A 25,235-nucleotide genomic window follows, 5' to 3' on the forward strand; every position below is an offset into this window, starting at 1 on the left:
CCATAGAGGTGGCCTTTGACAGCGAAAAGTATCCCGGCTTTTTTGCATGGATAATCCCGACAGGCGAGGGCCGGGGCAAGGTGGGCGTTGCAGGCAAGGGGATAAACGCGGCGTCGGCGCTCAAGTCGTACATGGACTCAAAGGGACCACACTCGGCTGTTCGCAAAGTCTATGCTCCTATCTGGGTCGGCGGCCCTGTAGACCGCTTCGTAGACGGCAGGACTGTCATCACAGGCGACGCGGCGGGTCAGACAAAGCCGACGACTGCCGGCGGCATCTACACCTGCGGCATGGGGGGCATCCTTGCAGGCAGGGCCATCGCACAGGCAATGGCGGCAGGCGACGAGAGGCTGGACTACAAGCCTGCCTGGGAGTCGATGTTTGGGCAGGAATTTGAAAAGATGTTGCTTGCGCGCAGGCTGCTTGAAAGGCTCGACAACAGGGCGATAGGCGAGCTGTTTGCGTCGGTCCCGCCGGAAAAGCTGGAAGAAGCGTCGTCGACCGGCGACTTTGACTTTCACTCTGCAGCGCTTTCAAAGGTCCTGGGCGTGAAAAGCGCGGCCAGGATGGCAAAAGCACTCCTTGGCAACGAAATCCGGCGGCTTTTCGACTCCTAGATAGATATAAATTCCGATATTGTTCTCCGAACCGCATGTCAAAGCCGTTGCAGTTGCCGGTCTGCACCTCATGCAGCAGGCCGATAATGCCTAACGATGAATGCGTAAAATACTACTGCCCCAATTGCGGGTACGTCCTGATGTGGCGATGCGAGTCGTGCCGCGAGTTTGCCCGTCCATACAAGTGCGTCGGGTGCGGTTTTGAGGGCCCGTAGAAATGGCACGCTTGATCGCCCGTGTTAAAGTGCTTCCGGCCGACGCCGAGACAAACCTGGACGGCGTTGCGGAATCTCTGAAGAAAAATGTGCCGACCGGCATGGAGCTTAGCAAGTACACTAAAGAGCCCATTGCATTTGGGCTGCACGCAATAGTCGGCGACTTTATGCTGGACGACTCGGAAGGCCAGATGGAAAAACTCGAGGACGCTATAAAGGCTGTAGAGGGCGTCGGCGAGATAGAAGTGATGAACATAAGCCGCGCTTCTGTCAAGATGAAGTAAGGCTAATGCGCGTTATCCCGGAGGCCGGTGCATGGTGAAAAAAGCCAAGGCAGGTAGCGACGAGTTTCAACAGATAGAACTTCGCGTCGCAGAAGCCAAGCACCGCGACGTGGGCAAGCGCAGGGCGCGCCTTGACCCGCACTACATGGAGCAGATGGGGCTGCAGCCGGGAGAGATTGTCGAGCTTGTCGGCAAGAGGCAGACTGCAGTCACCGCGTGGCCTGCAGACGACGAGGAGCAGGAGACAGACATCATCCGGATAGACGGCCAGACGAGAAAGAACGCCGGCGTCGGCCTGAACGACCTGCTTGCGGTAAGGCGCGCAGAGAGCAAGCCGGCAAAGAGCATAACGCTCAGCCCCATTGGCGACAGCAACATGACAGTTGACAAGGAGTTCTGCGAGTTTGTGAAAAGCAGGCTCAAGGGCTTCCCAGTGAGCGAGGGCGACGAGGTGTCAGTCATAATCCTCGGCAACCAGATGGACTTTAAGGTGGAAAAGCTGGCGCCAAAGGCGATTGTGCGCATAGAGCGCCCGACAAAACTTTCGATAATCGCCGAGACCACGAGTGACCGCAAGCCCCGCGTAACATACGAGGAGATAGGCGGCATGAAGGAGCAGATACGCCGGCTGCGAGAGATAGTCGAGCTTCCGATGCGCCACCCGGAGGTCTTTGCAAGGCTCGGTATAGAGCCGCACTCTGGCATCCTGATGTACGGGCCGCCGGGCACAGGCAAGACGCTCATTGCAAAGGCGCTGGCGTCAGAATCTGAGGCCAACTTTTTCATAATAAATGGGCCGGAGATAATGAACAAGTACTACGGCGAGACAGAGGCGCGCCTTCGGGACATATTCAAGGAGGCAAAAGAGTCGTCGCCATCGATAATATTCATCGACGAGATTGACGCGATTGCGCCCAAGAGGGAGGAGGCGTTTGGCGACGTGGAAAAGCGCGTGGTCGCCCAGCTGCTTGCATTGATGGACGGGATGCAGGAGAGGGGCCAGGTGATAGTGCTTGGCGCCACCAACCGGCCCGAGAGCCTCGACCCAGCGCTCAGGCGCCCCGGCAGGTTTGACAGGGAGATAGAGATTGGCGTCCCAAATGCGGAAGGCAGGCTCGAGATACTTCAGATACACACACGCGGGATGCCCCTTGCTGACGACATCAACCTTGCCGAGCTTGCTTCCGAACTTCACGGCTACACGGGTGCAGACATAAAGGCGCTCTGCCGCGAAGCCGCAATGAAGGCGCTCCGGCGCTACCTTCCAGAGCTCGACTTGGAAGGGGACAAGATATCGCCTGAAATGCTCGAGTCGATGGTGATAACATCGAAGGACTTTCGAGACGGCATAAAGGAGATAGTGCCGACAGCCATGCGCGAGTTCTACGTCGAGGTCGCAAAGGTCAGGTGGGACGAGGTGGGCGGCCTGCAGGACGCAAAGCGGATACTCCACGACAACCTGATAGCGGCGATAAAAGAGCCCGAGAACTTTGCCAAGATGGGCATAAAGCCGCCCAAGGGCGCGCTGCTGTACGGCCCGTCAGGCACCGGCAAGACGCTCATTGCAAAGGCGCTTGCGACAGAGAGCAACGCCAACATCATAATCGTGAGGGGGCCCGAGGTGCTGTCCAAGTGGGTCGGAGAATCCGAAAAGGCAATCCGCGAGATATTTAGAAAAGCCAAGACCTCGTCGCCGTGCATAGTGGTGTTTGACGAGCTGGACTCGCTTGCGCGCCCGAGGGGCCAGAGCGACGACTCGTCTGGCAACGAGCGCGTGGTCAGCCAGATACTGACAGAGATGGACGACGCTGCAAGCTCTGGCGTCATAGTAGTCGGAATCACGAACAGGCCGGACCTCGTGGACCCGTCGCTCTTGCGCCCGGGCAGGCTCGACCTTATAGTCTACATAGGCCAGCCGGACGAGGCTGCGAGGCTAGAGATACTGAAGATAATAACGCAGCCGATGCCCCTTGCAGAGGACGTCGACCTTGAGTCTATAGCCCAGGCCGCAAAGAACTTTAGCGGGGCCGACCTAGTGGCGCTGTGCAGGGAAGCCGCGGTGAGCGCCATGCAGAACAAGTCAGACATAGTCTCGGGCCAGGACTTTGCCAAGGCCTTAAAAGCAGCAAGACCGTCTATAACAAAGGAAGTCGAGGACTGGTACGAGGCGATGAAGAAGAACCTGACCTATGCGATGCCAAAGCCGCCGGACAAATCCTTCTACGGGTGACACTATGAAATATCCATTAAGAAACCTAGTCTACGAAAAGATCCGCCAGGCAGGCACGATGACAGACGCGGACCTGATGAACGCGCTGTCAAAAGACGGCGTGACGCTTGCCGACTCGGAATTCAACAAGATCCTGCTCGACCTTGAGATCTACGGGCTCATCAGGGTGTCGTGGGTCACCAAGGAAAAGCGCAGGGTCGAGCTGGTCGCGCAGACTTAGAACGGCCTGTAGTAGAACAGCGCGTCGACTGCAAGCGCCACAAAGATGACGACGAGGTACGGCGCCGTGACCTTGTACGCCTTCCAGGCAAACTCCGGTGTCGGGTTCTTTGTAAGCTTGTAGTGGTAGGCAAGCATGAGCCCGCCAGAGACTGCCGCGATCACCGCATACAAAAGGCCGAGGCCGAAAAAGTACAGCGCTACAGAATAGGGCAGGAGTATCGCAGTGTTGGCAAGGATATAGCTTGCAGTCTTTTGGTTTCCTATCATGACCGGGAGCATCGGCACGCGGACGCTTGCATATTCCTCCCGCGCGCGGATTGCAAGGCACCAAAAGTGTGGAGGAGTCCACATGAACACGAGCCACCCGACAAGAAAGCCGAGCAGGTCCATAGAACCTGTGGCAGTTGCCCAGCCTGCCATCGACGCGGCCGAGCCGGCAAAGCCTCCGATGACTATGTTTGACGCGTTGCTGCGCTTGAGCCACGCTGTGTAGATTATGACGTAAAAGAATATGCCAAGCGCTATCATGCCTGTCGCAACAGGGTTGAGCGTGAACCATGCAATGGCGACAGAGATGGCGCTCACCGCTATGCCGTAGGCAAGGACGCTTTGCGCAGAGAGCCTGCCGGCAGGAATGGGCCTCTTGGCTGTACGCTCCATTATCTTGTCTATGTCCCTGTCGTAGTAGTGGTTGAGAGCGCTTGCGCCCATCGAAGCCAGCGCCCCTGAGAGCGTCAGGAAGCCGAGGTGCCACCAGCTGACGTCCCACGCAACGGCAGGGGTTGCATCAAAGCGCGTGGCCGCAAGGTACGAGCAGACTGCGGTAATTACGAGGACTACCACTATTCTGGGCTTTGAAACCTCTACAAAGTCACGTGCGGTCACGGATGGTGCCTCGTGGGTGTTCTGCCTCTGCTAGCATTTAATTTATTCGGACTCAGTAGACGAAATGCTTCAGGTTTGACACCTGCAGCCTGTAGAATTTCAGTATTTTGCGCTTCAGGATGGAATGCTCTGCGTCGGAAAGCCCGCAGCCGCACTTTCGTTTGTCTATGCCGTGCCTGTCTGCCATCGCGCACACGTCTGCTATCTTTTTCCTTGCGTCCTCAAAGTCGTATTCGACCTTGTGCGTGCGCTCCACCATGTCAAGCAGGTTGACCGCTGCGAGCCACGCGTCCCACACCGTGTCGCCGTCGCCGACGTCAAACAGGTCTGCCACTGACAAGCTGCGTGTGGCTCTGCAAATTCGACATTAAGGAAGGTTGTCAATAATTTTGGATGTCTAGAAAAGATTAATTATGCCAAAATTGCCCCCAATAACCGGAGCATGACTGACTGGGACCTGCTGACCCCCGGCATAGGACTTACCACCATCGGCATAGTCGGCGTCGGCATCTCGCTTGCAGGCATCGCCAAGACCTTCATCGACGGCATGCACGCAGTCTCGCTCCTTACCATGTTTATCGGCATGATATTCCTTGCCTCCGGCATCTTCAAAGACGGGTTCCCGTCGTCGGGCAAGGCCAAGTCCGGCACCTTCATCACGCTCGGCTTCCTGGTGACCTTTGGCGTTGCAGCCGCAGTCACGGTGAGCACGCAGGTGCCCAGCATCTTTGCCTACATCGGGCTCATGACAATCATCGGCATCCCCGGCGCAATGCTTGCGTTTGTCTCGTACAAAAAGCCAGAATACCTCAAGGCCGCGGCAGTCATTTTCATAGGTGGCTCGATTGTCGCCGGCGCTACGTTCTATGCTTTTGGCTTGGTGGCGCCCAAGGCTCCCGTAGAAGAGGAAGAAGAGACTCCCACCCCAGAGACTCCGCCTGCGCCGACAAACATAGTCAAGGCGACAATCCTTGCCGGCGCCTCGTCGCAGGACAACCCTGACTACGACCCCGACCCCGTAGTGGCTGCAAAAGGCGACGGCGTAGAGTGGACCAACGCTGACAACACGCCGCATACTGTAACAAGCAAGGCCGACGACGGGGCTGCCTTTGACTCTGGCGTGATCGCCGCCGGCAAGACGTGGGTGCTCAACACCGCGACGCTTGACGTCGGCGAATACGAGTACTACTGCACGTTGCACCCGTTCATGACAGCGTTCTTGCAGGTGACCGAAGCCGGCCAGTCCACAGGCGAGCAGGCAGGCGGGACCGAGGCGCCAACCAACTCGACGGGTGGTGCGCCTGGCGGGGAAGCGACGCCTGCTACCGTGACTCCTGTCTCGATAGTGGTCGGTTCCTCTGCGCCTACAAACGGCCAGTTCTACGACCCTGACGTCGTCGAGACTACGGTTGGAAGCATGGTTGTGTGGACCAATGACGACTCCACTTTCCACACGGTGACGTCGGGCGTGGTCGAAGGCAATACTCCGGCGCCTGACGGCGTGTTTGACTCGAAAATCATGAAAGGTGGCGCCGAATTCAACTGGGTGTTTGAAGAAACTGGCGAATACAATTACTACTGCTCGCTCCATCCCTATATGACGGGCAAGGTAATCGTCAACTAGATGCAGAGCATACCTTCGAGCATTGTTCTGACGCAAAGCCATCTGGCACAGCTTGAAAAGCACGCCAGAGACTCGCTTCCAAACGAGTCGTGCGCGTTCTTACTTGGCGCCGGCGCAGCGCAGGTCGCAGTGTCTGAAGTCATGGTGGTGAAAAACGCGCAGGCCGACAGGGTCTCTTTTTCCGTGCCTGCCGACGAGCTCTTGAACGCCTACAAGAAAGCGGAAGAAAAAAAGCTGCAGGTTGCAGGGATATTCCACTCGCACCCCGCAAGCCCCAAGCCGTCGTCGACTGACGCAAGGTTCATGGAGATAAACCCTGTAGTGTGGGTCATTTATTCAACGACTGAAAGCAGGTTTGCGGCCTGGATTCATTCAGACCAGATTTATCCGGTCGAAATTGTCGTGCGCTAGGGCGTCAGCCTGTCGGTGTCGCGGGGATACAGCACTACCTCGCGCACGTTCTGCGCGCCCGTGAGCACCATCATCAGCCTGTCAAAGCCAAGTCCCCACCCCGAGTGAGGTGGCATGCCCCAGTCAAACGCCTTCAGGTGTTCTGCAAAGCCCTCGGGGTTGAGCCCCTGCTCCGCAAGCCTTGCCCGCAGTTTTGCAGGGTCGTGCAGCCTGCGCCCGCCAGACACAAGCTCGAGATATCCGTGCTGCAGGTCAAAGGACTTTGAAAGCCGCGGGTCGTCCTCCTTTTCGTGGATGTAGAAGGGCTTTAGCTTGAGCGGCCAGTCGGTGATAAAGTAAAAGCCACTGTGCGCCTCGCCCAGCTTGCGCAGCGCCGCGTCTGACAGGTCGTCTCCAAACGCAAGCTTTTCGCCTGTCTTTGCAAGCTCGTCGAGGCACTGCTCGTAGGTCAGCCGCTCTATCTTGCCTATCTCTGTCTTTTTGGCGCCGGCAAGTTCAAGTTCGCAGCTGCAGTTCTCGTTGAACTCCTTTGCGACTGTCCTGACCACCTTTTCTACCAGGTCCATTACGTCTTCATAGTCCAAGAACGCGGCCTCGACGTCGACGCTTGTAAACTCGGTCAGGTGCCTCACCGTGTGCGAGTTTTCGGCCCTGAAATACGGCCCTATCTCGAATACCCTGTCAAGCCCGAGCGTCAGCTGCTCCTTGTACAGCTGGGGGCTCTGCGCAAGGTACGCCTTGCGCTTGAAATATTCAAAGCCAAACAGGTTTGCGCCGCCCTCGCTTGCGCTCCCGATTATCTTGGGGGTGTTCACTTCGATGAACCCCTCGCTCCGCAAGAGGTCGCGAACTGCCTTGAGCCCTGCAGAACGCAGCCTGAATATTGCTGCGACTTTTGGGTTGCGCAGGTCAAGCGCCCTGGCGTCAAGCCGCTTGTCAAACGCAGACTCGACCCTGCCTGTAGGGTCTATCGGCAGCGGGTGGACGGCGCCTGTAAGTATTGAAAACTCGCTGACCTTGACCTCTACTGGAAAGTCCCTTGCCTTGCTCTTTTGCACCACGCCTGCGACCACGACCGCGCTCTGCCTCTGAGCCTGCACGGCTTTCTGCACGTTGTCGCCTGTGACTATAATCTGGCATGCGCCCGTAGCGTCGCGCACGGTGACAAAGGCGAGCTTGCCTATGTCGCGCACGTCCTCTATCCAGCCGCCTATCCTTACCTCCTTGCCTACAAGGTGCTCGCCAAGCTCGCGGGCATAGTGGGTTCTGTGTATGTCTGCCATCCCGGGTTTCTCGCTATCTTTGACCGACCTTGCCATCTTTTGAACCTTTTCCACCAATGGCGCAAGCTATTATACGTACGACGTGTCCATGCCGTTAGTGCCTCAGGACGACGACAAGATTGCAGTCTCTGCGCTTTCCGCCTTCTACATGACCGAGAGAGGCCCGGTGAGGGCGGTAGACGGCGTCAACTTTGTGCTCAAGAAAAGCGAGTCGCTGGGAATCGTCGGCGAGTCTGCCTGCGGCAAGAGCACTCTCGGGTCTGCGCTCATGCGCTCTATGCAGGCGCCCGGCAAGGTTGTGGGCGGAAGCGTGATGCTGTCAGGCCAGGACGTGGCAAAGCTTTCAGACAGGGAATTCACGGAAAAGGTGCGATGGAAAAAGATAGCGATGGTCTTTCAGGGCGCCATGAACGCGCTTGACCCTGTATACACGGTGTCTAGCCAGCTCAAAGAAGTGCTCAGGGAGCACGGCTACCGGGGCGACTACGGGAGCAAAGTCGCAGAATCACTAAAGCAGGTGGGGCTGGACCCGTCGGTGGGCGCAAGGTACCCGCACGAGCTTTCCGGCGGCATGAAGCAGCGCGTCGTCATTGCAATGGCGCTCTTGCTAGAGCCGGAACTTTTGATAGCCGACGAGCCGACGACGGCGCTTGACGTGCTGGTGCAGGCGCAGATAATCTCACTCCTCAAAAAACTGCACGAGGAAAAGAACCTGACAGTCATCCTCATCACGCACGACCTTGCGCTTGTGTCGCAGATAGCCCAAAAGATAGGCATAATGTACGCCGGCCAGCTGGTGGAGTTTGGCTCCGCGGAGGAGGTCTACCGCGACCCCAAGCACCCGTACACGCAGGCTTTGATTTCGGCGGTCCCGCGACTCCATTCCACAGAAAAAAACATCCGCTTCATCCCCGGCAGTCCGCCGTCGCTCCTCGACCCGCCAAAGGGCTGCAGGTTCTACGCGCGCTGCCCGCACGCGATGGACGTGTGCAAGAGCGACCCGCCTGAATTTCCCACAAACACGGGCTACGTCCGGTGCTTCCTGTACGACCCAACGTTAAAAAAGACGGCTGACTGACAACCACGCTGCCTGTTGTCAATACTCAACTACTTTCCGTTCCAGCAAATGCGCGACAGGCAGCGCTCGGTGCTCCTGGACATAGAGTCGGCCATAAAATCAGGCTACAAGAACATCTTTCTTGAAGCGCCGACTGGCTTTGGCAAGAGCCCCGTTGCAATAACGCTTGCGCGCTACCTTGGAATCTCGCACATCTGCACCGCAACCAAGGACCTGCAGGCGCAGTACAGGCGCGACTTTCCCTTCGTGCTCGAGGTAAAGGGGCGCGGGAACTTCCCGTGCATAGTAAAGGAGGATATGGGGCTTGACGAGAGCTGCGACTACGGGCCCTGCGTGCAGGACGAGGACTATGACTGCGCGTTCAAGACCCGGCTTTTGGACTACGACGTTGTGGGGCAGGGGACTGCGCAGGAGCTTGTAAGGATAAACCCGCTTGCGGAAAAAGGCTACGTCGACAGCCTGAAAAAGCAGTCGAGGCTGGTGGAACTTTCGTGGAGGCCGTGCCACTACTTCCACCAAAAGTGGGCGGGCGCAAAGGCAAGCCACACTGTGTACAACTACCGCTACTTTTTATCCGACATCTTTTACACAGGCACCACGCAAAAGCGCAAGCTGCTGGTCCTTGACGAGGCGCACCAGCTGGAATCTGAAGTGGGCGATTTCCGCTCGTTCACGGTCAACAGAAACTCGCTTCGCTTCCTTCCGCGCTTTCAGATGCCCGAGCGGGCCGTCGAGGACGTGGACACCTGGCTTGACTTTCTTTCGCGCCTGCAGGAAAAGCTGCAAAAGTTCATCGAGCAGGCAACCGACGCGATTGACCGCGGGAGGATTGCCGAGCCCTACACGGAGCGCAACCTGATAGACGCGATTTCGCGCGAAAAGAACCTGTCTGCAGTGCTGTACGACATGCGGAGCAGCAAGAAGAACTGGATAGTGTCAAGCATCCAGCGCGACGGCGACGCGATATCCCGCGCAACGCTGACGCCGCTTGAGACGGCAAGCTACTTTGGCGAGATACTGGACAAGGGCGCCATCGCGTTTTTCATGAGCGCGACCATCCTGAGCAAGGACTATCTCTGCAAGGTGGCAGGGATAAAGCCTGATGCCGCCAAGTTCATCCAGGTGCGCGAGTCTGACTTTCCCGTCAAGAACCGGCCGATAAGGCTGATGAACGTCGCGTGGCTCTCTGCAAAGACGATGCAGGAAGGCCTACCCAAGATCGTCAAGGCAGTCGACAACATCATGTCGACGCACAAGAACGAAAAGGGGATAATCCACACGACGTCTTATGCACAGCTGCAGTTCATCCGCGACAATTTGACAAGGGAGAACGCGGCCAGGCTGATAGAGACCGGCTCGACACTTGACCGGGAGGAGGTCATAGCCAAACACACGGCAAGCAAAAAGCCAACCGTACTGATATCCCCGTCGCTTCACCTCGGAGTCGACCTGAAGGACGACCTGTCGCGCTTTCAGATAATAGTAAAAGTGCCGTACCCGGACCTGAGTGACCGCAAGGTCGCTGCGATGAAAGAGCGCGACCCGCGCTGGTACACATGGTATACCGTCCTGCGCCTTGTCCAGTCGTACGGCCGGAGCGTCAGGAGCAAGGACGACTCTGCCACGACTTACATGCTTGACTCAAACATAGACTACCTGCTCAAGAGCGCGCAGGACATGGTGCCCAAGTGGTTCTCAGAAGCAATCCGGACCTAGAACGTTTTTATGCTCAAGAGGCTGAAAAATAGCAGTTTGTCCGGCGACGCGACCGTCCCAAAGGCCGCAAGCCCGCCTGCAATCTTCGGGGTGCACCCGAGCATCGCAGTCACGCTTGCACTCATCGCCCCGATAATATTCACGATGGCGGCCTACCCTGACACGTTCAGCCTCTCGTGGAACGAGGGCAGGGGCGGCTTTATCTTTGCGATGGCGTTCATCGCGGCAGAGCTGATAGGCATAAGGCAGCCTGTCAGCAAGGCCAAGGTTGCGGTGGTCCTTGCGCTTGCAGCCGCTACTATAGCCTATTTTGCGGCCCTGCCGTTTGGCCTGCGCCAGTCGATACAAGACGCCGCGCCGCTGTACAATGTCGAACTTGAGCTGAGCTGGGTGTGGATGTGGGACTTTATCGTGATGGCGCTCTTTATCGGCGCGTCGCTTGCGGTGCTCTTTGGCAGGCGCTGGTACAAGATAGCGCCGGCAGGCGCGATATACCTTGCAGGAAGCGCCGTAATCCTTGCCCTTGACGCCTTTTTCCCGTACGACACACTGGGGCCGCTCCAGGTGATAGTCCCTGTGTACCTGCAGATAGATCAGGCAGTCATCAACTTTATCGACGCCAACATCACCAACGTCGGGCCCGCAAACCCTGACAACCCGGTCCCGCCCGCGTCGGCCCGGGGCAACCTGCTGGTGCTCAACGGGCTTAAGGGGCCGTTTGCGCTTCAGGTGTTCTGGCCTTCTGCCGGCGTGCACAGCATGATAATCTACACGCTTGTCATGCTGGCGTTTCTGCTAAAGATGGAAATGCCGCTGAAGAGGAAGATGATCTACTTTGTCATCGGCACCTTTGGTACCGTCGCAGTCAACGTGGTGAGGATAATCTCGCTCTCGCTCTACGCGCTTGTCGTGACTACGAAGGTGAGCGAGTGGGAGGCATTCCATTCGGTGGCAGGCGAGATAATGTTCCTGCCCTGGCTTGCAATCTACATCGGGATAGTGATGTACGCAGAGGGCAAGAGGATGCGCCGGCTAAAGCAGGCAAGCCCTAGCGCGGCATAAAGTCAAAAAGCGTTTCCTGGCCCGTGCTGTCCTGAAAATCAGACACCCTGACGCCAAGCCTCCTGACCTTCATGCCGTCTGCCATTGCGTCGTCAAGGATTGCCTTTGTGGTGGAGTGCAGGACGTCAAGGTCGCTGGTGTGCGCCTTGAGCGTCCTAGACCTTGTTACCGTCTCTAGGTTGTTCAGTATGAGTATGACGCCAACGCTCTTGAAAGCAAGGTTCTTTTTAGAAACGCTTTCCTGCACAGACCTGCATATCCCTTCGAGCTCGCCGTACATTTCAGACGCCGCAGCTGCGTCATGCTTTAGCGTCACTATCCTCATTATCTGCTTGCGCTCGCCCTCTGATTCTTGCACCGGCTCGTCGTCGATGCCTTTTGCGGCGTTTTGCATGTAAGTCGCGTTTTTCCTGCCAAACTCGCCGACGAGCCTGTAGATGTCAAACGCCGCCAGGTCGCCCGCAGTCCTTACGCCAAGCTCGGCAAGCCTGTCGCGGGTCTTGGGGCCTACGCCCGGTATCTTGTCAACGTCAAGGGCAGACACAAACCTTCCTGCGTCCTCCGGCCTGACGACTGTGAGCCCGTCCGGCTTGTCAAAATCCGACGCAATCTTGGCAAGCATCTTGTTCGGGGCGACGCCGACAGAGCACGAGATCTGCGCCGCCCTTCTTACCTCGTCCTTTATCCTGCGAGAAATGCCCTCGGCAGAGTCAAAGTCGCCTCCTGTCCTCTCTGACACGTCGGCAAAGCATTCGTCGATTCCGACGCGCTCAAAGACGTCGGCGTTTTCCCTGATGGCAGCCATCGCCTTTTCAGACACTGCCTTGTAGTACTCGACGTCAAGGGGCAAGAACAGCGCGTCCTTTGCGTCTGCAAGCCTTGACTTGGCAGTCCTTATCGGGATGCCTGACTTGACTCCGTATTTTCTTGCGACATAGTTGGCGGTGCTCACGACGCCCGAGTCCTCGGTCCTGCCGGAAAAGACGCACACGACTACCGGCCTGTTTTTTATTTCAGGATTTCTGAGCTCCTCGCACTGGGCAAAAAAGTAGTCAAAGTCGACGTGCAGGACAGCCCTTGCCAACGCTGCTTGTAAAGCGTTCTGGTATAATTCGATTACTTGGTCTGCAGAACTGACACGCCGGGCATCTCGTCGCCTGCAAGGTAGCGCAGGCTTGCCCCTCCGCCCGTAGAAACGTGGCTCACCTCGTTTTCTGCGACGCCTGCCTTCTTCATTGCTTCAAGCGTGTCGCCGCCACCCACAAGCGTCTTGGTGCCCCGCCAGTAGGCAAGGGCCATACTCTTTGCGATGTTTATCGTGCCGTTTGCAAACGCGCGCACCTCAAACATGCCCATCGGGCCGTTCCAGAATATCATACCCGAGCCGTTGGTCCCGCTCACCTCTGCGGAAAAGCGCTCTATGGTCTCGCTTCCGATGTCAAAGCCGGCCATGCCTTCGGGGATTTCCTTCACCATCATTATCGAAGTGTCTGCCGGCGACTGCGCGGCCACATGATCGGTGGGGAGCATTATCTTGTCCGCGTACTTGGCAAGGGCCTTTTCCGCCCAAGGGAGGCGCTCGTGGTCGATGAGCGACTTGCCGGTCTTGACGCCTTTTGCCATCAAGAACGTGTATGCTGCAGCTCCGCCGATTATTACCTTGTCTGCCTTTGGCAGCAGGTTTTCCAGCGCGCCTATCTTGTCCTTTATCTTCACTCCGCCAACCACAACCTTGAACGGCTTGGGCGGGTTCTCACGCATCATCGAGAGGTACTCGACTTCTTTTTTTAGGTTAAATCCGGCAAGCCTTGTATCAAACAGCCTTGCCGCGCCATAGGTTGACGCGTGCTTTCTGTGCGACGTGGAAAACGCGTCGTTGACGTAGATGTCTGCCTGCGACGCAAGTTTTTTGCAGAACTCCTCGTCGTTTGCCTCCTCTTCGGGGTGGAAGCGCAGGTTCTCCAGAAGAAGTATGTCTCCTTTGCCCATCTGGGCTATTTCAGTTTCGAAGGCCGGCCCGAAGCAGTCGCTTGCAAACCTCACCTTGATGCCGGCCCTGCCCGTTATCTCTTGCAGCCTCTTGGCGACCGGCGCAAGCGTGTAGTCCGGGTCGCGCCCTTCCGGCCTGCCGAGGTGCGATGCAAGTATCACCTTTGCCCCGTTCTTGCTCAGGTACTCTATCGTCGGGATTGTCATGCGGATGCGGTAGTCCTCGCCCACCGAGCCGTTGCTGACGCTCACGTTAAAGTCGACCCTGACAAGAACGCGCTTGCCCTCAAAACTCTTGGCGTCAACGTCGAGAACCGTCCTTGGGGCCAACAGCACCTGTAAATTTGCAGGGATTAATTTATCTTGTGCGAAATTCCTCTAAACACTTAAAGAACAGCCAAGGCGAGAGCTGTCCGTGAGCAGTTTCGTACCTAGGAGGGTTCTTGGCAAGTTCATGCACGTGACAGACCAACCGCTAAAAAGAGACGGCGGCAAGTCGCTTGTCTATTTCATGGGCGCAGGATTCTGCCCGTTCTGCGCGGCAGAGCGCTGGGCGATTGTAAAGGCGCTAGAGCGCTTTGGCAAATGGGAGGGCCTCGTCGAGGACAAGAGCGCAGGCCACGACGAAAAGTACCTCAACGTCCCCACTTTCAGCCTTGCACGCGCAAAATACTCGAGCAGCCACGTCGAGTTTGCCGGCAAAGAGACTGCAGACCGCAACTTTGAGCCGCTGCAGGAACTTGGCGACTCTGACTTTGAAATCCTTGACATGTACAACCCGGACCAGATGATTCCTTTCTTGCTGGTGGACGGCCAGTACATGCAGGTAGGAGCCGGCTTTTCGCCGGAGATGATACAGAACATGTCGCACGAGCAGGTTCGTGCAGAGCTTGACAAGCCCGACTCTGCGATAGGCAAGGCGATGCGCGCCGAGATAGACAACATCACCGCGCTTGTCTGCAAGAGCATTGGCGGCAAGGGTCAGGCCTGCGGCTCTGAATCAATCAAAACATTGGTCGAAAAGCTGTAGGGCTATTCCTCTACCTTTGCAACTTGGGGCCGAAGCTCGCTTACCCTCGTTATCGTGGGGCACCCAAGCTTGCTTGCCGCCACCTTGAAGCCTTCCTTTGCGAGGTTGAGGTTTGCCGCAGTCACGTGCGCCTCAAATATTGGCTGTCCAGGCCTCACCCTGGCGGCAAGACCTGTTGCCTTGCCAAACGCCCTGCGCATTCCCTCCTGGAGACGGTCTGCGCCTGCTGTGGCAATCATCTTGTTCTCCCTGAGGATGACGTGGGGATAGACGCGCAGCATCGAGAAAAAGCTCATCTCTCCTGCAGTTGCCATCCTCTTGTTTGCCGCAAGCCTTGCTGCTTCAAGAGCGTTGTGCCTTATCTGCAGTTTCTCGGTGACGATGAGCTCCAGCTTGTAATCATAGTCAGGCGATGCCTGGCCTGACGAAAACCTTGCTATCTTTATCTGGGGCTTGCCGGCTATGTACTCCTTGCGGACATACGGCATGCCACGGGTCTCGCGATAATTAACTCCCTTCATATCGATACACTGGTTTGAATGCTTAAATGTGGAATTCTGCTGTGATTTAATCGTTATGTCAGTCCCGCCTGCCCCGGAAAAACAGGAAGAGGTGCAGGCAGTAGAGGCGCGAATTTCCGGCAGCAGGATTCTTGTCGACGACGTGCGCGTGCAGGACGAACTTCGGACCCGGGGCTACGGCGAAAAAGAAGGCGACGACTATGTTCTAAAGCCGTACGAGGCCCTGTACCTGATGCAGGCAAAGCGCCTGACTGTGAAGGGAAAGGAGATGACTTTTGACTCGCTCTTTGAATTCCTGCTAAAGCACGACAGGAACATCATGACGAGGTTCCTTGTCTACCGCGACCTGAAAAGCCGGGGCTACGTCGCAAAGGAGGGCTTTGGGTTTGGCGACGACTTTCGCGTCTACGAAAGGGGCGAGTACGAGAAAAAGCCGGCAAAGTACGTGGTGTTTGGAGTAAGCGAAGGCGCGAACGTCTCAGCCAAGGACTTTGCAGGCGCAGTCGAAGAGATTGAAAAGATGGGCAAGGATGCAGTCGTTGCAGTCATTGAGCGCAGGGGCGAGGTGATATACTACAAGGCGTCCCGGATGCGCTTTGCGCAGAACAAGCACGACACGTCTATCCCGGGCAAGTGATGGGCGTGGAAGGGGCACGCTTTAAGGAAGTTTATTGCGCCGATTGCAAGATGGTGCTTGCGCGCTACTCCACGAAATATTTTGACGACGCGGACATCACCGAGCTTGTCAGGATACACTATTCGTCGCACATAAAGGAAGGCCACGTCGTAGAGACGCGCCTATCCGTGTAAATCGATTTATAGCCCCGACGGCTTGTACGACCCCATGCAAGGCACACTCTGCGAGAGGGTCATCAAACTTGACAAGAACATCCGCTTTGCCGGCATAGTGAACGGCAGCGGCGAGGTCGTGGAAGGCGGCTTCCAGCAGGGCACGCAGCCGCTCCTAAACGGCACGGCGGAGCAGCAGATGTACCTCCAGTCGCTCTCAAACGTCCTTACGCTCAGGCAGTTCTCGGACAGGCTGGGCGAGTTCCGGTACAGCATAACGGAGCACGGCAAGGTGAACCTTCTCACGTTTCCCCTCGGCGACGGGATTCTGTGCCTCTCGACCACCTCCAAGGCCGACACTCTCAAGATACGCAACAAGGTCCTCGCGCTCTTGAAACAGAACAAAAAGATCAAGAAGAAGGTTTAATAGTACACCCTCCAAAGGATTAAATGCATGAGAGCCGCCTCCGAGGTAAGGTTGGCAAAGCGCTTTTGCGAGCATTGCTTTTACCGCGGCGACGAATCCGAGTTTCTTGCGGCCGCGGACTTTTGCATAGAGTGCATGGGCGTGCACGCGCACTGCCCCAAGTGCAAGCAGAGCTTCCACAGCGTCCACGTGGTCGAATGATTTTTTATCCCTGAAAGCCATACAAGCGCAGGCTGCAGGGTGATGACGAGGTGTACAGTCCCCCTATTACTCTGCCTGCGTAGGCAGAACAGATGAAGAGAATTTACCGGACTGCCGAGCCTTGCGGCTCAAGTTTTTAATCACCGGCAGGTAATGCTGCCCCTGTGCCAGACGCTGAATACGACCAATTCTGCCAGGAACTTGTAGACCTTGACGAGTCGATGGTTGCTGCATTCGTGCTTTCAAACGGGATCCGGGGCTCGCACATAAAGCTGGACGTGCCCGTGCTAAAAGAGGAAGATGCTCAAAGGCTTTCGAGGCAGACTGCGACTGTCATGGACATCGTCAAGAGCAACGAGAGGCTGTTTGGCGAGGTGGGATTTGTCCTTGTTCGTCACGAGTCGGTGGACGGCATGTTCTTTCCAGTCGACAGCAGCACGACCGTACTTGTCGGATTGGTCAGGCCGTACGACCAGGACGAGATAGAACAGGCAGTGAGGGCAAAGATCGAAGAGGGCCTGGCAAAAAAGGCCGTTGACTCGATCTAGCCCGCCTGTTAGATTTAAAGATAGCTTTAAATTCCAGCACTTTCTATGCAATTCCGTGCAATATTCAGATCTAAAGGCAATCCACTGGGATTGTGCCAAGCTTCTGGAATTGGGAGTGAGCGAGCAGCTTGTCAGGGAACTTTCTCCTGCCGAAGCAAGAGACCTGCTCAAGGGCATCTTTTACTTGAAGGCCCGGTACGCGGAAGAACAGGAGGAACTTCGCTAGATGGCAAGCGACGCATGGATGCTGCGCCCCTTCAGGCAAAGGCTCGAAGTGGTGGTCGGCCCGGAAGCGGCAGGCGACATCATCAAGTTCCTAGAAAGCCAGGGCGCAATCGACGGCGAAAGGGTCATCTCGTCAAGGATAGAGCCCGTGCTTGAATCCGTATTTGGCAGGTCTACAACCGCGCTTTTGAAGACAATCATACTGAAAAAGTCCCTTGCAAGCTAATTCTGGCGCATTGCCTATACTGCAGTGCATTCACTACAACACTCTGCCACGCGCTGTACTCCTCCTCGTTATAGGTGGAGGTGCGGAATAAGAGGCATGTTCAACTGCCCCAACTGCGGAATGAAGCTGCAGGTCATGGAAAGCGAGGACAGGTCCTGGTGCAAGTGCATATACTGCAAGGAGTACTTCCAGCTCCCGCAGCTCAAGATGCTGATACTGCGCGAGTAGGGAAAAGTGCTCCGGCCGGGATTTGAACCCGGGATCTCCGCCTTGAGAGGATAATTCCTTACGTCTGGTAGTAAGTTCAACTCCCGCCCGTAACACTCTTTTAACAAAGGGAGTTCTTGGTTGAAAAAGGTCGTCAGTTTTTTGCGAATGACGCTTCGCATTTTGTATTCATAGGATTTGGAGACCTTGATGTCTCCACGCAACCAGCTCAATTCTGTTTTTGTGAGTAGAGCGCATTCGGCCATGAAGACACCATTTCTCGGCTATTATTTAAGCAAAATCATCGTATCACGCAATATTGAGATGCATGAAAGCCGTTATACGGCGTTTCAGACCGAATATCGGCCATCTTTAAATAGACCACCGGCGGTCGGCCACCGCCAAAATGAGAACGTGGAGCTACGTCGCCATTTTTCTGGCTGCGGTTGATCTGCTTACTTTCATTCCACTAACAGCGTATGGAGAGGAGCTAGAGACTGTCATCTTTTTGACAGGAGACACCTGTCAAGAACAAACTTGGCTTCAAGAAAAACTGCCGGATTATTATGTAGTGTGCGCTAGAGAACCAAACGTCGCCTTTGCTAGAGCACATTACTGGGCTTTTGAGCAGTGGTTCTATGTCATCTACGTCCAGACTGGATATGTAGAGTGGTCGAAAGGTCGCTTTGCTGCTGGATATACATACGACACCTATTCAGTGTCAATATCGGCTGACTTTGCGATAGAACATGAACGACTTCATCTAGTCTGCGATTGCTTCTTCACTCCAGACGGTCTTCATGGTTCTCCAGAGACTGGAGCGATAGGCGCAAGGCTCTGAGTAGTAGGCTGGCTTCGACGCATCTGAATTATCATTTTATACTTGAATTATTGCGGCTGCAAGGTGCTAGCGACCATTAGGACACTAGGCCGAGTTGACGTCGTTATGTCAAAGACTGCGATATTCTCGCGGCGGGAGAATAGTTTAAGCCTCGGCTAACCGAGCCTTAGAATACTTCCACTTTGACAACTAGGCTCTAGTCAGTGGAGCCTATCCATCGCTTCTTATAAGTAAACTTTGGAAAAGAGGTGATAGAAGTATCACCCGAATTAGTTCCTTAATGTGACTTCTTACACATATTCTCCATGTCTTCATACAAGACAATCAAAGTGTCAGAGCAGACTTACCACAATCTGGCTAGAATGGGGACTTTGGAAGATAGTTTTGATTCTGTCATAGACAGGCTTCTGAAGCCCCGAAACATGCAGGAGGTCGCCTAAATGGAAGACCCAGAGCGCATAGTCGGAAGATATTCACAGCATCCTACTGCCAAAGGTGGCTATATCGCATCTAGTGACAACACAGTCCGCAACGTGATAACCGAACCAGCGACGTCATTCCATCAGCGCAAAGAGCCGAAGAACTAGGAGCAGACCTACATTGGGAATCAAGCATAAGAAGGAACTGCAAGAGTATTTCAAGAAAAGGCAGAACGCATTTCGCGAAATCCTGCCAGTAGGCGAACTCTATGGAATAGGCCACATCGTTCAGAACCAGATTCATGGTCTTCAGTCGGCTCTAAACCAACTGGAAGAAAGAATCGACGATGACACGAAGCTGGAAAATATTCGGCTATTCTTCAGTAGAGGAAGTCTTCATTCGCTGAAGCAGGACGTAGAGAGCATTCTCTCGACTGGCAAACAAGTGCTGCCGGACTCACTTTCTGAACTCAAAGCCTTCCTAGGTGAGCAGGCGAGAAAACGCTGGGAAGCAGAGCGCGCCGAATACCAAGAAAGGCGGAGACTGGAGAAGGAGAAAGCGCAAAAGGAAGCTGAAGAGTCAAAGCGTCAACAACAGGATGCAGAGCTAGACAGACTCGGACTCCGGGATATCGTGGCCAAGCTACGGTCTTAAGGGGACAACCTTGTCTACTACTTCTACTAAACCGCAAAGGTGGGGAGTATATCCCTGCCGATTTTGTGGAGAGCCCATTACATTTGACGACCATATCATATCCAGACATGGTAATCCAAAAGCGCTGAATATCGATCTAACTATCCATCACTGTCAGACAACTATTCCCTCCAATGATGAGGAATGGGTGCTGGCTGCTATGCGGGCTATCTTTGCATTCAACAAGAAGCTAAAGCGCTGCACGCTCAAGCTCGTAAGGGAGGATGTGAAATGATGGCGCGGCCTAGCTTTGGACCACAAGATGACGCCGAGGTGGCAATCTTGTCGTATTTGAACGACAGTAACCACACTGATTCCGAAAAGAAAGGCGCGCTCGTCGAGGAATTGCTACATAGATTCCACATCAAGACTCTGGACGACACAAACGAAGTGTTGTATTATCAAAACGGGATATACCGGACAGGCGCTGAAGCAAAACTCATTCAAGAGCTAGAACAGTTGGGCGGTCATCTAATCACCAATCACATGCGTAACGAGGTGCTTGCTTCAATCAAGGCAAGAACCTACGTTTCAAGAGACGAGTTTGACAGGAATTCAGACATCTTGAATCTTGCAACCGGTCTACTGAGTATTTCGACTGGCCAGTTTAAGGTGCATACTCATGAGTATTTGTCTCTGGCACAGTTGCCCGCCAAGTATGATCCAAAGGCGACTTGCCCGAATATCATGCGCTTCCTTCGAAGCACACTCGACACAGAACAGTTCAAGGTCGTCGTAAGACTGCTCGGTTACATTCTCATGCGAAGCACACAATATGAAAAGGCGTTTATGCTGGTGGGCGAAGGAGCAAACGGTAAAAGCACATTCATCAATCTCCTGACAGCTTTCGTGGGAAGGGAGAATGCCAGCAGTGTATCTCTGCAAGACTTGACACAGGACAGGTTCGCACTGGCCGAATTGCACAAGAAGATGATTAACGTCTTTGCGGACTTGAAAACCGATAAGATCAGTGACACAGGACACTTCAAGACGCTAGTGACTGGCGACAGAATTCGGGCGCAGAGAAAGCATCAACAGCACTTCTCTTTTGTCAATACTGCTAAGCTCATCTTCAGCGCAAACAGGATTCCAGAAACCGACGACAAAAGCTATTCTTACTTCAGGAGATGGGTCATCATTCCCTTTGGCAAGACATTCGAAGGAAGCGATAGAGATGAGCATCTTATCCACAAATTAACGACAGAGCAGGAGCTATCGGGCTTGCTGAACGTTGCGCTAGTAGGCCTGAAACGGCTAGTCACAGATGGTGGCTTTGAAGACACCGACATCGAAGACATTAGACGGCAATACGAGCTTGGAGCTAGCAAGATTCAGGACTTTATCAATGACCACTGCCAACTGGACGTCGACAACGATGATCTACGGATAACGACGCTCGACCTACAGGAAGCTTTCTCCAAATACTGTAAGGAGAAAGGAACGGGATACGTAGACATCAGAGAGCTTGGCGAGCGCATCAAAGCACTTGGAGTCAGAAAGGAAAGACGGCGAGTGAAAGGTGCTGACAGACCATACTTCTATGTAGGAATAAGCCTGAAGCCAGACTGTCCTTATGTCCCTATCAAACAGAATACTATCTTGGTATCTGGGGAAAATACTAAGATGCCAGAAGTAGTGGCCGGTCAGATAGGGACACTAGGACATAATAATTCACGTTCAACTGGCTATAGTGGCGAGTCGCCAAACTTAAGCAAACTTAAGTCAGAGCCAATCCGTAACAATTTGCACTCAGACTGTAACACCGTCGAGGCTGGAGAAGTCCTGTCGATGCTTGCAGAAGAGCGACACGACACGTTTGGACCTTCAGATGGTAGTAAATCGAACTCGCCTGGTAGTATTTCAGAAAAGATCGAATCTTCCTTTGGCCTGACAGACAGAAAGATTACTGCTGTATCGATAAAGCGAAGGAGTTACTATGACTAGACGAGTCGAAGTCCACGTTCCGTCAGTGAGTCTAGCTGGTCACATGTCGTTGTATTCCTTTCAACTGGCCGAAGCAGGAGACGGCTTCAGAATCAAGATCGAACCAGCAAGATATCTATCTGACGACTTTAAGGAAAGCCTTCTCATCTCAAAAAGAGTCGCTGAGAAGCTGACTGGCAGACCATTTGAGAGAGACGTCATCATGAAGATGGAAGAGCCGTCGATGAATGGGAGTAGCGGCTCTCTCATGCGGACGTTAGCGCTGATGTCTCTACTTACTGGAGTATCACTGAATCAAAGAGTGACGGGAAGCGGTGGAGTAGACACTGAAGGTAGAGTTCTCCCCGTCCTAAGACTTGAAGAAAAGGCCAGAGCAGCAAAGAACGCAGGATTCACGAGCTTTCTTCTGGCGAAAGGACAGACCGTCGACAGAATGAATGGCATCACCTTCTATTTTGTCGATGATATCGCAGAAGCGTGGCGACTGGCCAGTGGCATTTGCATCAACTGTGTAAATGGTCGTCACAATGGGAGTGGTTCGTATTAGAATGAAAATACTTCTGTTATTCGGTCAGCGACTATGGAACGATGTCATAGCTATGACGTGCACGTCATTCCAGAAGGAGGCCTCCTTCTAATTGTCCACCGCTAATGCGGGAGTAGCTTATAGAGTCCAGCAGTTGGGCGCTGAAGGCGTAAGGAATCGTCTCAAAGAGATCAATTCTGAGTTGAAGGCAGGAAAGCCCGTCACGAAGGAGCTCAAAGAAGAAATCAGAGAGCTTGGAACGCAAGTCAACACCCAGACAAGAGTCGTTAGGCTGAATGAACAAGCTTGGCGTCAATCGCACAGCACGCTATCTACCGCTGCCAAAATAATGTCAAGTGTCGGCTCGATAGCCCGTGGCGCTCTGGCCGTGACCACGGCGTGGTCTATTGCTTCAGTCGCTTTTGGAAGAACAAGCTCACAACTCGTCGAAGTGAGAGCAGAAATCGAGCGCACAACTGCCCAGCTTGCAGACGCCGTAAAGCGTGGTGCTGATCAGCAAACGATATCGGAGCTCCAAGAACGACTTAACGTCCTGAAGGCACAGCAGGAGGAGCTGGCATCAGAAGAATTTCAGAGCAGGATAACGAATGTCATAAACTTGGTATCGACTCTTGCGATTGGCTTTGGCGGTGCTACACAGATGCTGACAAAGCTCGGTCCACAACTGAGCGCCTTTAAGGCTGGCCTGCTTGGTGTTGGTCCTGCCGGTGCTATCGGAGCAGCTGGAGCTAGGACTTTCGGAGCCGCACTTCGTTCAATCTGGGCGGCACTTGGCCCGATAGGTCTAATCATCATCGGCCTGTCAATAGCCATCCCTCTACTGATAGAACACTGGGACGAGATTACAGCCGCCTTCCAGTCGTCTCTATCGTGGCTGGACTCGACTTTCCGCCCTGTTTTTGAGAGTATCTGGACAAGCATTCAGGAGACTCTAACTACTGTATGGTCAGGAATTCAAACAGGGTTTCTGGCCTTCTGGAACGGCATGATTGGTCTAGTTAACGCCGGCGGTCAGGCACTCGTTGATGGTATCAATACCGCCGTCAGTGCTGTCATATCGGCAGTCAATGCAATAATCGAAGCCATAAATCGTGCCGCAGAATGGACGGGAATCAAGCTTCCGAAGGTAGGCTTCAGTCCTCTGGCGTTTACAGCGATCCCGACGATTTCTGCGGCCACCGGCTTCAGCGGAAAGCTCGACAGAGACACACACTTCTTGGCTCATCGTGGAGAGTTCGTGAACGTAACTCCTGCTTCACAAGTAAGTCGCGGGGGAGGTTCGACACCATCGATTACCGTGAATGTCTACGGAGACGTCTCAGGAGAAGAGCTCGTCGACAAAGTCAGAATGGCCATCAAAGAGAATCTGAAGCAGTTGGGATTCACGGGGTTCTGAGATGCCCTTCATCTTCTCTTCTGATATTCCTCAGACATGGGACGTAGTCCACACTGAAAGTCGTCATAAATACACGATGTATGAACGGCTTACTCGACAAGAAGCACTAGGGATACAGGATCGACGAAAAGAGCTGTCGAAGCTCTTCTATGACATAGAGCACTATACCAACAGTAAAGAGAAAGAAATTCTCTTGGAGCAATTTCGTGCTATAAATCAGGAGCTACTCACTACGATGGGCTTGGTATTACGAAGATGTCTGAAACTGACTGATGAGCAGGTTGACGACATGGAAGTTGAGGAAGCTAGATCGATATTCCTGAAGATGGTGGAGTTCTGCTCATAAAACGTCGCTAAAATGAGATAGAATAAACTTATGTATCACTTTTCTACTCTCTTAGAAGATGTCGCAAGGTCGTCTGATTATCGATCAGAAGCTCGTGAAGAAACTAGAATATTCTATCGATGAAGCCCTAGACGAGCGGAATGAAGAGATCAAAGGAGCAAACAAGTTAGTAATTTATCCAATTGAACTTGGCAATCTCATCCAAGTGGAACGGAAGGACGGCGCGGCACTTTTTTCAAGCCGCCTTTCTGAGTGTCAGGTAGAAGCAGTGACCGAAACAAAAGGTCGCTTCAAAAAGTCAGAAGACTTGTGGCTCAGAATTACATCTGCTTCGCAGGGAAGAATGGCTGGAGAGGTGAGAGTCAATGTTAAAGATAAGGAGATAAACGAAATTTTGAATCAAATTACGATTTTTAGAGCTCTTGAAAAAGACTACTGGAAGACCATCGAAATCTTCTATTACAACAAAGGTGAACTTACGTCTACAAAAGTTCCTGTTAGAGCGCCAGTTCTGGCTGAAGGAGAAACCCTACTTTGGTCCCACATTCAGACAAAAGGTATCATCAACAAGCAAGCCGACCTATTCGCAGCCATTACGACTTTCCGAGCTTTCGTCTACGATTTCCAAGAGCATGACTGTGGCAGGATTTTCCTCCCTGGTGTTGATGAAGTGATCGTTACTGACCAACATCGTGTTTCAGAGTCAAATAGCGGTGGAATGTATAGTCGTGGCAGATATGGTGCCGGTGTGTATTCTGGAAGCTCAAGCGGAACAAGTCATACTGTAGGCAAAGTCTCATTCATAGCAGATGGAAAACCCATCGTCACATTTGGCCCCGTTGCTGATCCTCATGGATTAGCGAGACTGGCCAAAGCTGCTGTGAAAGATATCAAAGAGGCATACAAAGAACTGGAGAAGAGAGCCAAGTCAACTGAAAAGGAGACCCCCACACAAGGAGAGACTATGGTCGAGATTCCTGCTGCAACGCAATCCACTGTAGTAGAACAGATCATCTGTCCATCTTGTAAGAACTCAGTTGCTAAAGGTTCGAACTTCTGCAATAACTGTGGTGCGAAGCTTCAATTCATCTGTTCAAAGTGCGGTAATAACAACCCAGAGAACTCTAAATTCTGTAACAGCTGCGGATTCACCTTAGGATAGTGCGTGTCAAGAATTTTGGCAAACCTTGTGAGAATATTATAGAAGATTCTCATGTATGCGTAATGGCTTTAAGCCTGATGACAGTAAGCGGGTATA

At 53.9% G+C, this 25,235-nt stretch carries 30 protein-coding genes and 1 pseudogene; 25 read left to right on the forward strand and 6 right to left on the reverse strand.

Going from position 1 to position 25,235, the window contains the following annotated elements:
• The 5 genes and pseudogenes from HXY31_RS00005 to HXY31_RS00025 all read left to right on the forward strand — a co-directional run.
• Positions 1 to 617, forward strand: a pseudogene (locus tag HXY31_RS00005) (dehydrogenase); the annotation flags it as partial.
• Between the two features lie 35 nt (positions 618 to 652).
• Positions 653 to 832: a zinc finger domain-containing protein gene (locus tag HXY31_RS00010; protein WP_292638152.1), complete on the forward strand. Its 180-nt coding sequence runs from the start codon at positions 653 to 655 to the stop codon at positions 830 to 832.
• Between the two features lie 2 nt (positions 833 to 834).
• Positions 835 to 1,116 (forward strand): elongation factor 1-beta, encoded by a 282-nt coding sequence (locus HXY31_RS00015; RefSeq protein WP_292638154.1) that lies wholly within the window; start codon positions 835 to 837, stop codon positions 1,114 to 1,116.
• A 31-nt stretch (positions 1,117 to 1,147) separates the two neighbouring features.
• The gene (locus tag HXY31_RS00020; RefSeq protein ID WP_292638156.1) at positions 1,148 to 3,346 is read left to right on the forward strand and encodes a CDC48 family AAA ATPase; all 2,199 of its coding nucleotides are present in this window, start codon (positions 1,148 to 1,150) and stop codon (positions 3,344 to 3,346) included.
• A 4-nt stretch (positions 3,347 to 3,350) separates the two neighbouring features.
• A complete protein-coding gene (locus HXY31_RS00025; protein ID WP_292638158.1) occupies positions 3,351 to 3,566 on the forward strand; it encodes a hypothetical protein in 216 nt (71 codons plus the stop codon).
• On the opposite strand, the gene cyoE is transcribed toward HXY31_RS00025, so the two are convergent.
• Positions 3,563 to 4,453 (reverse strand): heme o synthase, encoded by an 891-nt coding sequence (cyoE, locus tag HXY31_RS00030; protein ID WP_342816070.1) that lies wholly within the window; start codon positions 4,451 to 4,453, stop codon positions 3,563 to 3,565. The genes HXY31_RS00025 and cyoE overlap by 4 nt on opposite strands.
• Before the next feature lie 52 nt (positions 4,454 to 4,505).
• Positions 4,506 to 4,793, reverse strand: a complete 288-nt coding sequence (locus tag HXY31_RS00035; RefSeq protein WP_292638159.1) for a hypothetical protein — start codon at positions 4,791 to 4,793, stop codon at positions 4,506 to 4,508.
• Between the two features lie 102 nt (positions 4,794 to 4,895).
• Between HXY31_RS00035 and HXY31_RS00040 the strand changes: the two genes are divergently transcribed.
• Together HXY31_RS00040 and HXY31_RS00045 are read left to right on the forward strand one after the other, a co-directional pair.
• On the forward strand, positions 4,896 to 6,077 hold the full coding sequence (locus tag HXY31_RS00040; protein ID WP_292638162.1) for a plastocyanin/azurin family copper-binding protein: 1,182 nt from the start codon (positions 4,896 to 4,898) through the stop codon (positions 6,075 to 6,077).
• A complete protein-coding gene (locus HXY31_RS00045) occupies positions 6,078 to 6,488 on the forward strand; it encodes a M67 family metallopeptidase (protein ID WP_292638165.1) in 411 nt (136 codons plus the stop codon). It begins immediately after the preceding gene.
• Here HXY31_RS00045 and aspS read toward each other — a convergent pair.
• The gene (gene aspS, locus HXY31_RS00050) at positions 6,485 to 7,807 is read right to left on the reverse strand and encodes an aspartate--tRNA(Asn) ligase (RefSeq protein WP_292638168.1); all 1,323 of its coding nucleotides are present in this window, start codon (positions 7,805 to 7,807) and stop codon (positions 6,485 to 6,487) included. The two genes, HXY31_RS00045 and aspS, sit on opposite strands and share 4 nt — an antisense overlap.
• A gap of 61 nt (positions 7,808 to 7,868) precedes the next feature.
• On the opposite strand from aspS, the gene HXY31_RS00055 reads away from it, so the two are divergent.
• From HXY31_RS00055 to artG, 3 genes are read left to right on the forward strand one after another with little or no spacing between them, the layout of a single operon-like run.
• Positions 7,869 to 8,849, forward strand: a complete 981-nt coding sequence (locus HXY31_RS00055; RefSeq protein WP_292638170.1) for an ABC transporter ATP-binding protein — start codon at positions 7,869 to 7,871, stop codon at positions 8,847 to 8,849.
• 15 nt (positions 8,850 to 8,864) lie between these two features.
• Entirely contained in the window at positions 8,865 to 10,565 is a 1,701-nt protein-coding gene (locus HXY31_RS00060; protein WP_292638172.1) for an ATP-dependent DNA helicase, read from the forward strand.
• Between the two features lie 36 nt (positions 10,566 to 10,601).
• Positions 10,602 to 11,627, forward strand: a complete 1,026-nt coding sequence (gene artG, locus HXY31_RS00065; RefSeq protein WP_292638174.1) for a thaumarchaeosortase — start codon at positions 10,602 to 10,604, stop codon at positions 11,625 to 11,627.
• Here artG and dinB read toward each other — a convergent pair.
• Positions 11,614 to 12,711 (reverse strand): DNA polymerase IV, encoded by a 1,098-nt coding sequence (gene dinB, locus HXY31_RS00070; RefSeq protein WP_292638176.1) that lies wholly within the window; start codon positions 12,709 to 12,711, stop codon positions 11,614 to 11,616. The genes artG and dinB overlap by 14 nt on opposite strands.
• A gap of 32 nt (positions 12,712 to 12,743) precedes the next feature.
• Positions 12,744 to 13,946 carry a phosphoglycerate kinase gene (locus HXY31_RS00075; protein ID WP_292638179.1) on the reverse strand — a complete coding sequence of 401 codons (1,203 nt, stop codon included), beginning with the start codon at positions 13,944 to 13,946 and terminating at the stop codon, positions 12,744 to 12,746.
• An 85-nt stretch (positions 13,947 to 14,031) separates the two neighbouring features.
• On the opposite strand from HXY31_RS00075, the gene HXY31_RS00080 reads away from it, so the two are divergent.
• The gene (locus HXY31_RS00080) at positions 14,032 to 14,646 is read left to right on the forward strand and encodes a DUF929 family protein (RefSeq protein WP_292638181.1); all 615 of its coding nucleotides are present in this window, start codon (positions 14,032 to 14,034) and stop codon (positions 14,644 to 14,646) included.
• Between the two features lie 2 nt (positions 14,647 to 14,648).
• On the opposite strand, the gene HXY31_RS00085 is transcribed toward HXY31_RS00080, so the two are convergent.
• Positions 14,649 to 15,167, reverse strand: a complete 519-nt coding sequence (locus tag HXY31_RS00085) for a 50S ribosomal protein L16 (protein ID WP_292638183.1) — start codon at positions 15,165 to 15,167, stop codon at positions 14,649 to 14,651.
• A gap of 55 nt (positions 15,168 to 15,222) precedes the next feature.
• On the opposite strand from HXY31_RS00085, the gene endA reads away from it, so the two are divergent.
• The 14 genes from endA (at position 15,223) to HXY31_RS00155 (ending at position 25,139) form a co-directional block, all read left to right on the forward strand.
• Entirely contained in the window at positions 15,223 to 15,804 is a 582-nt protein-coding gene (endA, locus tag HXY31_RS00090; RefSeq protein WP_292638185.1) for a tRNA-intron lyase, read from the forward strand.
• A gap of 5 nt (positions 15,805 to 15,809) precedes the next feature.
• Positions 15,810 to 15,977 (forward strand): hypothetical protein, encoded by a 168-nt coding sequence (locus tag HXY31_RS00095; RefSeq protein ID WP_292638187.1) that lies wholly within the window; start codon positions 15,810 to 15,812, stop codon positions 15,975 to 15,977.
• A gap of 34 nt (positions 15,978 to 16,011) precedes the next feature.
• Positions 16,012 to 16,383, forward strand: a complete 372-nt coding sequence (locus HXY31_RS00100) for a hypothetical protein (protein WP_292638189.1) — start codon at positions 16,012 to 16,014, stop codon at positions 16,381 to 16,383.
• 27 nt (positions 16,384 to 16,410) lie between these two features.
• Positions 16,411 to 16,584 carry a hypothetical protein gene (locus tag HXY31_RS00105; RefSeq protein ID WP_292638192.1) on the forward strand — a complete coding sequence of 58 codons (174 nt, stop codon included), beginning with the start codon at positions 16,411 to 16,413 and terminating at the stop codon, positions 16,582 to 16,584.
• A 164-nt stretch (positions 16,585 to 16,748) separates the two neighbouring features.
• Positions 16,749 to 17,132 carry a hypothetical protein gene (locus HXY31_RS00110; RefSeq protein WP_292638196.1) on the forward strand — a complete coding sequence of 128 codons (384 nt, stop codon included), beginning with the start codon at positions 16,749 to 16,751 and terminating at the stop codon, positions 17,130 to 17,132.
• Positions 17,133 to 17,187: 55 nt separating this feature from the next.
• On the forward strand, positions 17,188 to 17,358 hold the full coding sequence (locus HXY31_RS00115; RefSeq protein ID WP_292638199.1) for a hypothetical protein: 171 nt from the start codon (positions 17,188 to 17,190) through the stop codon (positions 17,356 to 17,358).
• Positions 17,359 to 17,583: a hypothetical protein gene (locus HXY31_RS00120; protein ID WP_292638201.1), complete on the forward strand. Its 225-nt coding sequence runs from the start codon at positions 17,359 to 17,361 to the stop codon at positions 17,581 to 17,583.
• Between the two features lie 96 nt (positions 17,584 to 17,679).
• Positions 17,680 to 17,811, forward strand: coding sequence for a hypothetical protein (locus HXY31_RS00125; protein WP_292638203.1), 132 nt, complete (start codon positions 17,680 to 17,682; stop codon positions 17,809 to 17,811).
• 385 nt (positions 17,812 to 18,196) lie between these two features.
• Positions 18,197 to 18,631: a hypothetical protein gene (locus HXY31_RS00130; protein ID WP_292638204.1), complete on the forward strand. Its 435-nt coding sequence runs from the start codon at positions 18,197 to 18,199 to the stop codon at positions 18,629 to 18,631.
• A 600-nt stretch (positions 18,632 to 19,231) separates the two neighbouring features.
• The gene (locus HXY31_RS00135) at positions 19,232 to 19,705 is read left to right on the forward strand and encodes a hypothetical protein (RefSeq protein WP_292638206.1); all 474 of its coding nucleotides are present in this window, start codon (positions 19,232 to 19,234) and stop codon (positions 19,703 to 19,705) included.
• A 321-nt stretch (positions 19,706 to 20,026) separates the two neighbouring features.
• Positions 20,027 to 21,688 carry a phage/plasmid primase, P4 family gene (locus HXY31_RS00140; RefSeq protein ID WP_292638208.1) on the forward strand — a complete coding sequence of 554 codons (1,662 nt, stop codon included), beginning with the start codon at positions 20,027 to 20,029 and terminating at the stop codon, positions 21,686 to 21,688.
• The gene (locus HXY31_RS00145) at positions 21,681 to 22,235 is read left to right on the forward strand and encodes a S16 family serine protease (protein ID WP_292638210.1); all 555 of its coding nucleotides are present in this window, start codon (positions 21,681 to 21,683) and stop codon (positions 22,233 to 22,235) included. The genes HXY31_RS00140 and HXY31_RS00145 overlap by 8 nt, the downstream gene beginning before the upstream one ends.
• A 133-nt stretch (positions 22,236 to 22,368) precedes the next feature.
• A complete protein-coding gene (locus HXY31_RS00150; protein ID WP_292638212.1) occupies positions 22,369 to 23,631 on the forward strand; it encodes a hypothetical protein in 1,263 nt (420 codons plus the stop codon).
• 404 nt (positions 23,632 to 24,035) lie between these two features.
• Positions 24,036 to 25,139, forward strand: a complete 1,104-nt coding sequence (locus tag HXY31_RS00155) for a zinc ribbon domain-containing protein (RefSeq protein WP_292638215.1) — start codon at positions 24,036 to 24,038, stop codon at positions 25,137 to 25,139.
• Positions 25,140 to 25,235: the final 96 nt, after the last annotated feature.

The sequence above is a fragment of the Nitrososphaera sp. genome (genome assembly GCF_013388945.1).
Taxonomy (GTDB): domain Archaea; phylum Thermoproteota; class Nitrososphaeria; order Nitrososphaerales; family Nitrososphaeraceae; genus Nitrososphaera.

What these genes read in the sequence shown, in the direction of transcription:
- HXY31_RS00145 (WP_292638210.1), top strand. Translation starts at nt 21,681, where the DNA reads ATGACTAGACGAGTCGAAGTCCACGTTCCGTCAGTGAGTCTAGCTGGT.
- HXY31_RS00040 (WP_292638162.1), top strand. Translation starts at nt 4,896, where the DNA reads ATGACTGACTGGGACCTGCTGACCCCCGGCATAGGACTTACCACCATC.
- HXY31_RS00010 (WP_292638152.1), top strand. Translation starts at nt 653, where the DNA reads ATGTCAAAGCCGTTGCAGTTGCCGGTCTGCACCTCATGCAGCAGGCCG.
- HXY31_RS00125 (WP_292638203.1), top strand. Translation starts at nt 17,680, where the DNA reads ATGTTCAACTGCCCCAACTGCGGAATGAAGCTGCAGGTCATGGAAAGC.
- HXY31_RS00085 (WP_292638183.1), bottom strand. Translation starts at nt 15,167, where the DNA reads ATGAAGGGAGTTAATTATCGCGAGACCCGTGGCATGCCGTATGTCCGC.
- HXY31_RS00025 (WP_292638158.1), top strand. Translation starts at nt 3,351, where the DNA reads ATGAAATATCCATTAAGAAACCTAGTCTACGAAAAGATCCGCCAGGCA.
- HXY31_RS00045 (WP_292638165.1), top strand. Translation starts at nt 6,078, where the DNA reads ATGCAGAGCATACCTTCGAGCATTGTTCTGACGCAAAGCCATCTGGCA.
- HXY31_RS00020 (WP_292638156.1), top strand. Translation starts at nt 1,148, where the DNA reads ATGGTGAAAAAAGCCAAGGCAGGTAGCGACGAGTTTCAACAGATAGAA.
- aspS (WP_292638168.1), bottom strand. Translation starts at nt 7,807, where the DNA reads ATGGCAAGGTCGGTCAAAGATAGCGAGAAACCCGGGATGGCAGACATA.
- endA (WP_292638185.1), top strand. Translation starts at nt 15,223, where the DNA reads ATGTCAGTCCCGCCTGCCCCGGAAAAACAGGAAGAGGTGCAGGCAGTA.
- HXY31_RS00015 (WP_292638154.1), top strand. Translation starts at nt 835, where the DNA reads ATGGCACGCTTGATCGCCCGTGTTAAAGTGCTTCCGGCCGACGCCGAG.
- HXY31_RS00130 (WP_292638204.1), top strand. Translation starts at nt 18,197, where the DNA reads ATGAGAACGTGGAGCTACGTCGCCATTTTTCTGGCTGCGGTTGATCTG.
- HXY31_RS00100 (WP_292638189.1), top strand. Translation starts at nt 16,012, where the DNA reads ATGCAAGGCACACTCTGCGAGAGGGTCATCAAACTTGACAAGAACATC.
- HXY31_RS00120 (WP_292638201.1), top strand. Translation starts at nt 17,359, where the DNA reads ATGGCAAGCGACGCATGGATGCTGCGCCCCTTCAGGCAAAGGCTCGAA.
- HXY31_RS00105 (WP_292638192.1), top strand. Translation starts at nt 16,411, where the DNA reads ATGAGAGCCGCCTCCGAGGTAAGGTTGGCAAAGCGCTTTTGCGAGCAT.
- HXY31_RS00155 (WP_292638215.1), top strand. Translation starts at nt 24,036, where the DNA reads ATGTCGCAAGGTCGTCTGATTATCGATCAGAAGCTCGTGAAGAAACTA.